This is a genomic window from uncultured Parvimonas sp., from assembly GCF_963524015.1.
In the GTDB taxonomy this organism is placed as follows: Bacteria; Bacillota; Clostridia; order Tissierellales; family Peptoniphilaceae; genus Parvimonas.
In genome coordinates, this window is the sequence record NZ_CAURDT010000001.1 from 444,824 (window position 1) to 457,277 (window position 12,454).

The window sequence follows — 12,454 nt, forward strand, 5'->3', positions numbered from 1 at the left end:
TAAGAAAAAAATGGTATGCTTTTAAAAGCATACCATTTTTTAAAATTTATATCTTTTTAATCTTAAACTGTTTAAAACAACACTTACTGAACTAAAACTCATTGTAAATCCTGCAAGCATAGGATTTAAGTATCCGAATGCAGCAAAAGGAATTGCAATAATATTATAGAAAAAAGCCCAGAATAAATTTTGTTTGATTATTTTAAGAGTTTGTTCACTTATATTGATTGAATTTAAAAGTGTGTTTAAATTACCATTCATCAGAGTAATATCTGAAGTTTCCATTGCAATATCTGTTCCAGTTCCCATTGCAAAACTTATATCTGCACTTGCAAGAGCAGGAGCATCATTTATTCCATCCCCTACCATTGCAACAATTTTTCCTTGTTTTTGCAATTCTATAACTTTTTGAGATTTTTCATCTGGCATAACTTCATAAAGTACATTATCTATTCCAAGTTTATTTGCAACTTTTCTAGCAACTACTTCACTATCTCCAGTTATCATATAAACATCAATATTTTTATCTTTTAATTTCTTAATTATTTCAAAAGCATTTTTTGAAATTTCATCTTCTAAAACTACAAAACCCGCGAATTCATTTCCTATAGAAATAAAGATTGTCAGTAATTCATTTTCTATATTTAATTCTAATTTTCCAAGTTTTTCTTCAATATATTTTCTCTTTCCAATCAAAATTTCTTTACCATCGTAATTAGCTTGAACACCCATTCCAGCAATTACTTTCAAGTCAGAAATATCCAATTCTTTTACATTTTTTTCTTTACAAAAATTTACAATAGATTTTGCGATAGGATGATCTGTATTTTTTTCTAAAGAATAAATTATACTTAAGAAATCTCCTTCTGATAAATCAGTATTATTCTTTATTTCAACAACTTTTAACTTTCCAGTTGTTAGTGTCCCTGTTTTATCAAAAATAATGCTATCCATTTTATGAATTTTTTCTAAGACTTCTCCACTCTTTATCAAAATTCCATTTTGTGCAGCGACTCCTGTTCCTGACATAATCGCAGTTGGTGTTGCCAAACCAAGTGAACAAGGACAAGCTATAACCATTACTGCACAGCTATTTAATAAGCTTGTTGTAAAATCTTTTGTAACAATATAAGTAATTACTAAAGTAGCTAAAGACGACAAAATTACACCTGGTACAAAATAACTTGAAATTTTATCTGCAAGTCTTTGAACAGGGGCTTTTTTTGTCTGAGCATTTTGAACTAAATCAAGTATTTTAGATAATACAGAATTTTCTACCGTACTCTTTACCTCAATTTTTAAAATTCCCTCTATATTATTAGTTGCTCCAATAACAGTATCTCCTATATTTTTTTCAACAGGAACAGATTCTCCGGTAATCATAGCTTGATTTACAGAACTATTCCCTGAAATAATAACTCCATCAACAGGAATTTTTTCGTAAGGTTTAACTAGAACAATATCTCCAATTTTTACATCTTCAATATTCTTTTTAACTTCTCTATCTCCGTCAATTACAATTGCATAGTCCGCTTTCAAATCCATCAATTTCATAATTGCACCGAAAGTATTTGACTTTGCATTAGCTTCAAAGAATTTACCAAGTAAGATTAAAGTTATAATCATTGCAGAACTGTCAAAATAAACATCAACACTTCCAATTAAAACTTTATAGACTGAATAAAAATACGCCATTGAAGTTCCAAAAGCTATTAAAACATCCATATTTGTACTTTTATTTTTTAAGTTTTTATAGGCATTTATATAATATCTTTTACCTACATAAAATTGAACAACACTTGCCAAAGCCCATTGAATATAACCATTTAACATAAACTTGTGCAAATTGAACATATGGAAAAACATTGAAACCATAAGTGGAACACTAAATACTATTGAAATAATTAAGTCCTTTTTTAAGTCCTTAATTTCATCTTCATATATATTTTGTCTTTCCTTTTTTTCTTTTTTAACCGAAATTTTATATTTCTCTAAAATTGAATTTATTTCATCTAAAGAAACAACATCTTTTAAGTATTTTACTTTTAAAATGTCATCTTCATCTTTTACTAAAACAGTATCTTTTTCTTTTAACTCAGAAATTATTTTTTCAATATCTTCAACTTTGATACTGCTCTTTTCAATTTTTACCTCATCTCTTTTCGGTTTATATCCAAGTCTCTTTATAACTCCGATAAGACCTTCAACTTTCGCTCCATCTTCAACGGATACTGTGACAGTTTTGCTCATAAGATTTACAGAGACGTCTTCAACTATTTTAAGCTTTGATAGTCCCTTTTCAACTTTCATAGAACAAGCTTGACAAGTCATTCCGTCAACAAAAATATTAACCTTTTTACTCAAAAGAAGCACCTCCTAATGACATTTTTGAAATCAAAAGCTCCAACAATAAATCTATATCTCTATTTTTTGTCTTAATATCTGATTCTACAGAATATGTTAAATCAATATAATCACATAGAGTTTTTATAGAAAAACTATCACAAACCGAATACAATTTTTTACATTCGTAGTTTGAAATTTTTAACTCTTTTGAAATATAGTCTATATGTTTTTGTTTTAGTTTCAAAACTTTTACTCCTAAAAGATTTCTAATATATCTTACAATCATATAAAATGTAGAAAAAGAGTCCTCTCCCGATTTTTTAAGCTCAACTAAAATCTTAATAGAATTTTTATAATCTTTTTTAGAAATCATATCAAGTAATTTAAAAATACTATTTTCAAATTTATCTACTAAAATTTCATCAACATCTTTAAAATCTAAAACATCTTTAGAAAATGAGTTAAGAAGTTTATTTACTTCATTTTCCACATCATAAAGATTTTTTTCTCTGCTACTATCTAAATACCCAATTCTATCGATAATATATTTTAAAACAATATCTTTAACTTCGATATTTTTTGAAACAAATCTTTTCTTAATAAATTTAAAAAGTTCAATTTCATTAAACCTTACAAGTTCAATATTATGTCCTAAAATCGAAATTTGTTTATAAAATTTACCACGAAAAGCAAGACTTCCTTTCATAACAAAAAGAAGAACTGTTGTATTTGGAATCTTATCTATATAATCATACATTTCCTCAAAAAAATTTTTATATATAGAAATTCCATTTTTTGAAAGATTTACATCATTTACAATAATAAGTCTTTTATTACTAAAAAATGGAGCTGTTTCACAATCAATCTTTAACTTTTGCAAGTCAATTTTTGAAAAATCATATTCGATATAATTCATATCAAAAAAATCTTTTGAAACAATATTCTCTTTAAATAGCTCAACAAATCTATCTATCAAAAAAATTTCTTCCCCACTTAAAACATATATACCATTAAGTTCCCCATTGTCTAGCAACTTCATAGCTTGCAAATAATTCATAGTTCCTCCTAAATAGACTCTAAATCTATAACTGAATCTTTTCTAATTTTAACTAAAACAAAGAATCCTAATAAATACATTATAATATTTAAAATATCCATAAAATAAAAATTTAATAAACCTAATAAATTACCATCAATTTCTCTAAAACCTATAATTTTTTCTTCAAATTTATTAATTCTAAGCATTATATTTCCCTGTAAATCAGTCCTAAAAACATCACTTCCTGTAGATTTTATTCTATCTAGTGCATCTTTATGTGGATGGTTATATCTATTTTTATAACCACAGGAAATTATACAAGTTTTTGGACTTGAAGCTGATAAAAATTCAGGTGAACTAGAATTCTTACTCCCATGATGAGCAACTTTCAGATAATCACAGTCTATATCGTTTTTTATAAGCTGATTTTCTGTAAAAGCTCCAATATCTCCGGTAAAAAGTATTTTCTTTCCATTTACTGTAACTCTAACTATTATGGATCTTTCATTTTCTTCTGTAGAATCTTTTGCTTTTAAAACTTCTAAATCTACATCTTCTAAATTTATTTTTAAATTATTTTCAATATTATAAATATTTTCAGCCTTAACTTCTCCATATTTTTTTACAAAATCTCTATACCCGTCTTTTCTAAAAAATAAATTTTTAATCTCCACTTCCTTAGATAAATATCCCAAATTTTTACAATGGTCTGCATCCAAATGTGAAATAAATACAAAATCTAGTTTTTTAACCCCATTTTTCTGTAAATATGGAATTAAAATAGATTTTCCGTTATCTCCTTTGCCAAAAGTAATTCCACCTGTATCTATTAGAATATTATTCTGTTTTCCTCTTATTAAACAGGCATCTCCCTGTCCTATATCTATGAAATTGATATTTACTTCATTTTTATAAATGTTATAAATATTTGTAGAAACAAATAGAATCATAACAGAAAGTATAAAAAATTTAAAGTTATCAAATGTAAAATACTTAAAATCTCTCCTCTTAAAATAAATTAAAAGTAAAAAATATGTAAAAATTAAAAGTACTATGTTATATTCATAAAAAGTAACGTTTATATTTATATCCTTTAAAAAATCAACATTTAATCTTATAAGATTTAATAAATTATTAACTAATAATCCCAAAAATACACAAACTTTTAAACTAAATAAACCAAATAACAAAATAAAAAACGAAATAACTATGCAAATTACAAAAATTGGTGTTAATACTAAATTACTAAAGAAGGTAATAACTGAAAACTTCCCAAAAGTATATAAAATAATAGGTAAAATTATAAGCATAACCGAAAAAGTAAGTTTTAAAGATTTAAGTATAAAACCATCTCTCTTATTTGAAAAATATGGTAAAATCTTTGTAATTCCAAATACTGAAAACGCACTTAAGTACAATCCTACATCAAAAATCATATATGGATTTATTAATAAAATGACAAAAATAGTTAATAAAAGGTCATTTAATCTATCTTTAACTTTTCCATAAAGCGACGAAAATATAGAAATAAGCAAAAATATTTCCGCCCTTAAAACACTTGCAGGATTGCCAATTAAATATGAATATAAAAATATAAAAAATAGAATTATAACTTCTCTAAAAATTCTTTTTATTGGTAAAATGACTAAAATTTTACTTAAAATTAAATATATTATTCCAATATGTAGACCACTAACGGCTAAAATATGTGAAAGTCCAATTTCTCTAATATCATTTTCAAAAGCCGTATCATAATTATTTGCAAGAAATATCCTCTTCATAATATCCGAATTTTCAGATGAAAGAGAAGTATCAAAGACATTCTCAACAAAATTATGAAAAGCTCCCTTTAAATTTTTATTCTCTCCAATTTTCTTCACATCATCAGAATAAATATTTGAATATATATTCTTTTTTAAATTAAATCTCTTATAATTAAAAAGTCTTGGATTACCATTTGACCTTATTTCTCGAAGTTTTCCCGTTACACTTACAATATCTCCAATTTCAAACTTTTTATGATTTGTAAAAAGTAAAATTTTCTCTGATTTTTCTATATTTTCAATATTTTTTAATCTGACTTCATGTTTGAATCCCTCTCCATCAGAACGAGCAGTTGAATTTAAAACTTCTCCTGTAAAAGAAACTTCTTGATCAAAGAATTGTTTTAAATTACTTTCTTTCTCTGAAAAGAAGCTAACTAAAAAGCCTAATGAGAAAATCAAAAGAAATAATTTTATTTTATTGAATCTAAAAAAATATGAAACTATACAAGTAAATGATAAACCCAAAAATATATAAAATTTTGTAAAATGTTCCATTTTTAGAAAATAACAAAATAAAATTCCACATATCAAGGAAATCAGATAAAAAATAATATTTCTTTTCATACTTCCTCCAAATACAAAATCATAAATCATTTTTCAATACATAATTATTATATCATAATCTCTTTTTTATAATTAAATTTTGGTAATTATGATGAAATAATTACAGCTTTATCATAAGGCATAAATCTATAATTATTATATCATAATCTCTTTTTGATAATTATATTTAGGTTATTATGATGAAATAATTATAGCTTTATCATAAGGCATAAATCTATAATTATTATATCATAATTTGAACAATAAAAAAGCAGTATAATTTTGATATACTACTTCTCATCTTATATTCAATTATTTAATTTAGATATCAAACAATTCTAATTTCCAATATATTTAATATAAATTTGGCATGGATTCCATTCATCCCATAGAGTTGGAAAAACTTCTAATTCCTTATATCCTACAGATTTGTAGAAATTATTTGTTATATCATATTCTTTATAATGTCCGCTCTGAACAGTTTTGACTTGAGAATAAGTGTAACCAAGTTTTTTTGCCAATCTTTCATAAGCATCATTTAACTTTGTTCCTATTCCCATTCTATGATACTTTTTCTTAATTCCCATAACAAAAATATCTGCACAATCCACACTTGTTGAATTCAATACTACAAAACCTATTGCCTCATTATCCATAAAACAAGCAATAAATGGTTTATCTTGTGAATCTGTTATATATTCTTCCGTACTTTCAGGCATACCAAACCATTCAGGAAGATCATTTAATATTTCTCTTGATATTTTTTCCTTTTCACTAATATCTACAATTTCTTTAATAATCAATTCTTTCAAATTACTAACTCCTTTAAAGTTCACTGTTAATCAATGTATTTTATATTCCCACTTGCTGATTTTTTAAGTCTGTTCATTATTGAAAATCCAAGTCCCTTTTCATCACAACCTTCAACAACAATCAAATCAACATTTTTTTCGTCGAATTCTCTAAGACCTTTAAATAATATTTTTGACATTTCTTTTAAATCAAAAATTGAACCCAATGATAAAATATTTTCACTTTCAACATTTAAAAATGTTTCGTCAAACTTAAAAATTCCGATCTTTAAGTCTTTATTTTCTTTTATTATTTTTTCAATCTCAATTGATGATTTTTTTCTGTCTTTAGCTGAAATTACTACAACTTTTGCCTTTGGTGCATAATGTTTATACTTTTGTCCCGGAGATTTTGGAATAGTATTTTCTGTTACAATGGCATCATCAATTAAAATTTCATCTTCATATTTCAAAAGGTCTTCCTTCGTATAAAAGCCCGGTCTTAAAATCGTATATGGTTTTTTAGTCAAATCCAAAACTGTTGATTCTATTCCGATATTGCAAAGTCCCCCATCTAAGATTACAGAAATTTTACCATTCATATCAGTAAAAACATCTTCTGCAGTCGTTGGTGACGGCTTCCCTGAAATATTTGCAGAAGGTGCAGCTATTGGAACACCACATTGCTTTATAAAACTTCTTGCAATTTCATTATTCGGCATTCTAATTGCAACAGTATCAAGTCCACAACTAATGGCATCAGGAATTATCTCCTTCTTTTTCATAACAACAGTCAGTGGTCCTGGCCAAAAATGATTTAAAAATTCTTTTATCTCATCACTTAATTCATAAACCAAATTTTCCATCATATCATAATCTGAAATATGCAATATCAAAGGATTATCCTGTGGTCTATTTTTGGCCTTAAAGATTTTTGAAACTGCAACATCTGATAACCCATTTGCTCCTAAACCATACACAGTCTCGGTTGGAATTGCAACAATTTCATCATTTAATATTAATTTTGTAGATTTTTCTATATTTTCTTTCGTTGGTTTTAATATTTCAGTCATAAACTATTTTTCAATTCCTAAAGATTTTTTTGCTAAATAGTCTGCAAGATCATTATATTTATCATTTGAATGTGCCTTAACCTTTACAAATAAAATCTTTATTTCCTTTCTAAACTCTTTAATCTTATCTCTATATCCTATAGTAAGAGGCAAATTGCATTTCCATTCTCCATTAGCCCAAGATGAAATGCCTTGATAATCGTAAAAAACAGTTATTTTTTTCTTTTTAAGTTTTATTGCCTCACTAATAGCTCTAATTGAACCAAAAAGCTCTCCAGTTACATTTCTACTCTTTGCAACTTCAGGGTCTTCTCCCTTTCCAAAAAGTTCAATAATATCATCTTTTAAAATTAGTACAACTCCATATCCATATTCTAAAGTATCTTTTTTATAAGAACCGTCAACATAGGCCACAATTTCATCTTCAGCAATATCTTCTAAATTAAAGCCACCGCTTTTAACTTCTATATTTTCATTATTCAAATACTCTTTAGCTTCTTCTAAAGTTGGAAAAGATTTATAAATCGCACCTGAAAAACCTGTAACTTGTTTTTTACAATCTTCCCAATTATTATAAATTCCAACAGATTTTCCAACCTTAACCGCATAATATTTTTTAGCCAAAAATAACTCCTCCTATTTCTTTTTCCAAGTTGTTGATGAAAATAAAATTAGTATTGGGAATATTTCAAGTCTTCCTGCTAGCATTGCAAAAGATAAAACTATCTTATTAAAGTCAGTAAGACTTGCATAACTTCCTGTAGGACCTACAATCGCCATTCCAGGGCCAATATTATTAAATGTTGCCATTACTGCTGAAAATGCAGTTAAAAAGTCAGGAACCGAAAAAGATATTAAAATTGTAAAAATAATAATTAAAAATATATAAATTACAAAGTAAGCCCTTACTTCTTCTAATACTTCATTCCCGACAGCCTTATTATCCATTTTCACACTTAATACTCTTTTTGGATTTACTGCCTTTCTAAATTGTAGAATAGATGACTTAACTAGAATTATAAATCTTGAAATTTTTAATCCACCTGCAGTTGAACCAGCACAAGCTCCTGTGAACATTAAGAACAGAAGAATAAAATGAGAAAAAGGTGGCCATTTTCCAAAATCTGCTGTAGCATACCCAGTTGTAGATATTATTGAAGAAACTGTAAAAAATATATCCTTAACTGCAGTTAAATATGAAGTATAATTATTTTTTATATTGAAAAATATTAAAACAACACTTCCAAAAACTATAAACAAATACCATCTTAATTCTTCGCTTTTTAAACCATCTCTGGCTTTTCCTATTAAGATAACATAAAATATGTTAAAATTTATACCAAAAATTATCATTGCAATTGCTAGAATCATTTCAACTAGCGGGCTATTATAATAAGCTATTGAACTTGCTTTTATTCCAAAACCACCCGTTCCTGCTGCTCCAAAAGCATGAATAAATGAATCAAAAACAGGATGCCCTGCTAAAATAAGTACAATTATCAAAATTCCGGTCATTGCAAAATAGATTTTATATAAAATTCTTGCAGTATAACTCATCTTCGCAACAAGTTTCCCAAAAACAGGACCCGGAACTTCTGCTTTCATAATATGAGAATGTCTATTTGAACGAGGTAAAATTGCAAGAGCAAAAACTAAAATACCCATACCTCCAATCAAATGTGTAAAACTTCTCCAAAAAAGTATTGAATGACTAAGTGCTTCGACATCTGTTAAGATACTTGCTCCTGTAGTAGTAAAACCACTGGAAGTTTCAAAAAAAGCATCTATAAAACTTGGTATCGAACCCGAAAAAACAAATGGCAATGCTCCAAAAGTGGATAAAAGTATCCAAGACAAAGAAACTATAATAAATCCCTCTTTCTCATAAAATGCTCCACTTCCATCAGCTTTATATCCAACAATATATCCAAATATCAATAATATGAATATAGTAGCTAGAAAACTTAAAATATTTATATAATTTTCTTTATATATTAGAGAAACAATAACTGGTAAAAGTAAAAATCCTGCCTCAATATATAAAATTTTACTCAAAATATATCTTATAATTTTATTATTCATAATACACCTATACCAAAATACAATCTATATTTTGTATTAAATTTGCCTTTGAAATTATTATTACAGTATCATTTACCATTATAGAATCTTCTCCACTTGGGAAAATTAATTTATTATCTCTAATTATGTATGCTATAAGTACATTATTCTTTATTTCAAGCTCTTTTAGTGGAATATCTACAGCTTTAGACTTTTTATTAACCTTTATTTCAACTGCTTCCACATTATTTGATAATCTATGTAAAGTCTCTATATTAGAACCTTCACTATTAATAATTGATCTTACAACACTAATTATGATATCTGAAACCAATCTTTTTGGTGTTACAAATGAAAATCTTTCAGTAGGTGGAATTATATTTAAAAGGGAAATTCTACTAACCTTTGCTACTGCTTTTTTTACATTTGATTTTTCTGCAAACATTCCTAACATAATGTTTTCTTCATCAATACCTGTTAAAGCTACACAAGCATCATAATTTGTTAATCCCTCTTCATCTAAAACATCAGAGTCTGAACCATCTGCACAAATAACTTTAACGTTTGATGGAAATTTTTCACTAAATGACATTGCTAAATCTCTATTAACTTCAACTAATTTTATTTTAATATTTTCACGAATCAAATTAGAAACTAAATAATAAGAAATTCTACTTCCACCTATTATAAAAACAGATTCTATTTTTTTATCTCCACCCTTAATAATGTTATAAAATTTATATACAAATTCATCAGTTCCAGTAAAATAAATTTTATCATTTTCCTTAATAACGAAGTCTCCTGAAGGAATAAAAATTTCTTCCTCTCTTTCAACTATTCCAATTAAAATTTTTATATTAAATTTTTGTTGTAAATCTACAATTTTAGTGTCTTTAATAGGGCTATCCTTTCCAATAGATACACCTATAAGTTTTACTCGACCATCTGCAAATGTTTCAACAGAATGAGCAGAAGGATATTTTAATCCTCTAGATATTTCTCTTGCAGCTACAAATTCAGGATTTATAACTAAATCAATTCCCAATACTTCCTTAACAAAACCAGATTTAGAAGAATATTCTGGGTTTCTAACACGAGCTATTGTATACTTTGCGCCCATATTCTTAGCAAAAATACAAGATATGATATTTATCTCATCACTATCAGTTACAGCAATAAAAACATCACTATCTTTTACTCCTGCTTCATCTAAAAGTTCAAAATTTGTACCACTTCCTAAAATCCCCATAATGTCATATTTAGATAACATTTCATTCAGAATTTCTTGTCTTTTTTCTATTAAAATAATATCATTATCTTCTGTATTTAAATCGGTAAATAAATATTCTCCAACTTTACCTGCTCCAACAATTATAATTTTCATAAATACCTCCAGTTCATAGTATATCACATTTTTAAAAAACTTCAATAGCAAAGTTTTATTATAAAAAACCTTATTTTATTGATAATAATTATTAAAGTTTTAAAGGTATTCCTATGGGTAAATTAGATTTGAAAAACTAATAAGTTTTTAAATAATAATGAAAATTTTAGGAGGAAAAAATGGCTTTTGAATTAGTAAAATTAAATTATGCTTATGATGCACTAGAACCTGTTATAGACAAGGAAACTATGGAATTTCATCATGATAAACATCATCAAACTTATGTAAATAACTTAAATAACTTAATTAAAGATACAGTGTTTGAAGAAGCTTCATTAGAAGAAATATTAACACATTTAGATCATGCTCCAGAAGATAAAAAGAATGGAATAAAAAATAATGTTGGTGGAGTTTTTAACCACAATGTTTTCTGGGAAAGCATGACACCAGGTGGATCAAAAGAACCTATTGGAGAAATAGCTAAAAAAATAGATGAAAAATTTGGAAACTTTGAAGCATTTAAAGAAGAATTCAACAAAAAAGGTGCTGGACAATTTGGTTCAGGTTGGGTATGGCTAATTTCTGATAAAGAAGGAAATATTGATGTAATTGCTACTCCAAACCAAGACTGCCCTATTTCTTGTGGTAAAATAATTCTTTTAGGCAATGATGTTTGGGAACATGCTTATTATTTAAAATACCAAAACAGAAGAGCTGAATACTTAAAAGAATGGTGGAAAGTTGTAAACTGGGATATAGTTGAACAAAGATACCAAAATAGAAATCATAATGAATGTTCATGTGGTTGTGGATGTTAATTATAATCTAAAGAGATTTCATCTGAAATCTCTTTTTTTATACAAAAATAGCCGACTTAAAATTAAGTCGGCTAATTTTTTTATAAGTTTTCAATCCAATTTTTTATTACTTCGTCACTATCCTTAATGTCAAATCTTCTTCCTTCTTTTAGAATTGAATTTTTACAAGAGTTTTTCAATTCTTCGTTTGTATTTCCCATTAAACTTTGTCCGGAAGTTGCAAAAGGAATAATAGTTTTTCCTTTTAAATCATAACTTTCTAAAAAAGTATTTATAATTGTAGGTGCTACATACCACCAAATCGGAAATCCTACATAAATAGTGTCATAATCTGCCATATTATCAACCTTATTTGCTATTTCAGGTCTAAATGATTTATTTTTCATTTCGATACTGCTACGGCTATTTTCATTCATCCAGTTTAAATCTTCTTCTGTATAAATTTCCTTAGGAACAATTTCATGTAAATCTGCGCCAACAATTTTTGAAACTCTTTCTGCAAGCTTTTTAGTTACCCCAGTTGCACTAAAATATGCTACTAATTTTCTACTCATAACTAGTACCTCCTATTTC

The 12,454-nt window shown here is 26.7% G+C and carries 10 protein-coding genes; 1 reads left to right on the forward strand and 9 read right to left on the reverse strand.

From position 1 onward, the window contains the following. Positions 1–39 precede the first annotated feature (39 nt). The 8 genes from RWJ08_RS02050 to trkA form a co-directional block, all read right to left on the reverse strand. On the reverse strand, positions 40–2,364 hold the full coding sequence (locus RWJ08_RS02050) for a heavy metal translocating P-type ATPase (protein WP_313960887.1): 2,325 nt from the start codon (positions 2,362–2,364) through the stop codon (positions 40–42). Then, the gene (gene holA, locus RWJ08_RS02055; RefSeq protein ID WP_313960888.1) at positions 2,357–3,403 is read right to left on the reverse strand and encodes a DNA polymerase III subunit delta; all 1,047 of its coding nucleotides are present in this window, start codon (positions 3,401–3,403) and stop codon (positions 2,357–2,359) included. The genes RWJ08_RS02050 and holA overlap by 8 nt, the downstream gene beginning before the upstream one ends. Positions 3,404–3,411: 8 nt before the next feature. Further along, positions 3,412–5,775 (reverse strand): DNA internalization-related competence protein ComEC/Rec2, encoded by a 2,364-nt coding sequence (locus RWJ08_RS02060; RefSeq protein ID WP_313960889.1) that lies wholly within the window; start codon positions 5,773–5,775, stop codon positions 3,412–3,414. A gap of 317 nt (positions 5,776–6,092) precedes the next feature. Beyond that, the gene (locus RWJ08_RS02065) at positions 6,093–6,566 is read right to left on the reverse strand and encodes a GNAT family N-acetyltransferase (protein ID WP_313960890.1); all 474 of its coding nucleotides are present in this window, start codon (positions 6,564–6,566) and stop codon (positions 6,093–6,095) included. 26 nt (positions 6,567–6,592) lie between these two features. Next, positions 6,593–7,618 (reverse strand): L-threonylcarbamoyladenylate synthase, encoded by a 1,026-nt coding sequence (locus tag RWJ08_RS02070; RefSeq protein WP_313960891.1) that lies wholly within the window; start codon positions 7,616–7,618, stop codon positions 6,593–6,595. A gap of 3 nt (positions 7,619–7,621) precedes the next feature. Then, positions 7,622–8,242 carry a ribonuclease H family protein gene (locus tag RWJ08_RS02075; protein WP_313960892.1) on the reverse strand — a complete coding sequence of 207 codons (621 nt, stop codon included), beginning with the start codon at positions 8,240–8,242 and terminating at the stop codon, positions 7,622–7,624. Between the two features lie 12 nt (positions 8,243–8,254). Then, positions 8,255–9,700, reverse strand: coding sequence for a TrkH family potassium uptake protein (locus tag RWJ08_RS02080; protein WP_313960893.1), 1,446 nt, complete (start codon positions 9,698–9,700; stop codon positions 8,255–8,257). 7 nt (positions 9,701–9,707) lie between these two features. After that, entirely contained in the window at positions 9,708–11,063 is a 1,356-nt protein-coding gene (gene trkA, locus RWJ08_RS02085) for a Trk system potassium transporter TrkA (RefSeq protein ID WP_313960894.1), read from the reverse strand. 179 nt (positions 11,064–11,242) lie between these two features. Between trkA and RWJ08_RS02090 the strand changes: the two genes are divergently transcribed. Continuing rightward, complete coding sequence (locus RWJ08_RS02090) at positions 11,243–11,881, forward strand: superoxide dismutase (protein WP_313960895.1); 639 nt, start codon at positions 11,243–11,245, stop codon at positions 11,879–11,881. 80 nt (positions 11,882–11,961) lie between these two features. On the opposite strand, the gene RWJ08_RS02095 is transcribed toward RWJ08_RS02090, so the two are convergent. Next, a complete protein-coding gene (locus tag RWJ08_RS02095; protein ID WP_313960896.1) occupies positions 11,962–12,435 on the reverse strand; it encodes a flavodoxin in 474 nt (157 codons plus the stop codon). Positions 12,436–12,454: the final 19 nt, after the last annotated feature.

Excerpts from the sequence above, each read along its gene's own strand:
- holA (WP_313960888.1), bottom strand. The coding sequence starts at position 3,403 with ATGAATTATTTGCAAGCTATGAAGTTGCTAGACAATGGGGAACTTAAT.
- RWJ08_RS02060 (WP_313960889.1), bottom strand. The coding sequence starts at position 5,775 with ATGAAAAGAAATATTATTTTTTATCTGATTTCCTTGATATGTGGAATT.
- RWJ08_RS02095 (WP_313960896.1), bottom strand. The coding sequence starts at position 12,435 with ATGAGTAGAAAATTAGTAGCATATTTTAGTGCAACTGGGGTAACTAAA.
- RWJ08_RS02090 (WP_313960895.1), top strand. The coding sequence starts at position 11,243 with ATGGCTTTTGAATTAGTAAAATTAAATTATGCTTATGATGCACTAGAA.
- RWJ08_RS02070 (WP_313960891.1), bottom strand. The coding sequence starts at position 7,618 with ATGACTGAAATATTAAAACCAACGAAAGAAAATATAGAAAAATCTACA.
- RWJ08_RS02080 (WP_313960893.1), bottom strand. The coding sequence starts at position 9,700 with ATGAATAATAAAATTATAAGATATATTTTGAGTAAAATTTTATATATT.
- trkA (WP_313960894.1), bottom strand. The coding sequence starts at position 11,063 with ATGAAAATTATAATTGTTGGAGCAGGTAAAGTTGGAGAATATTTATTT.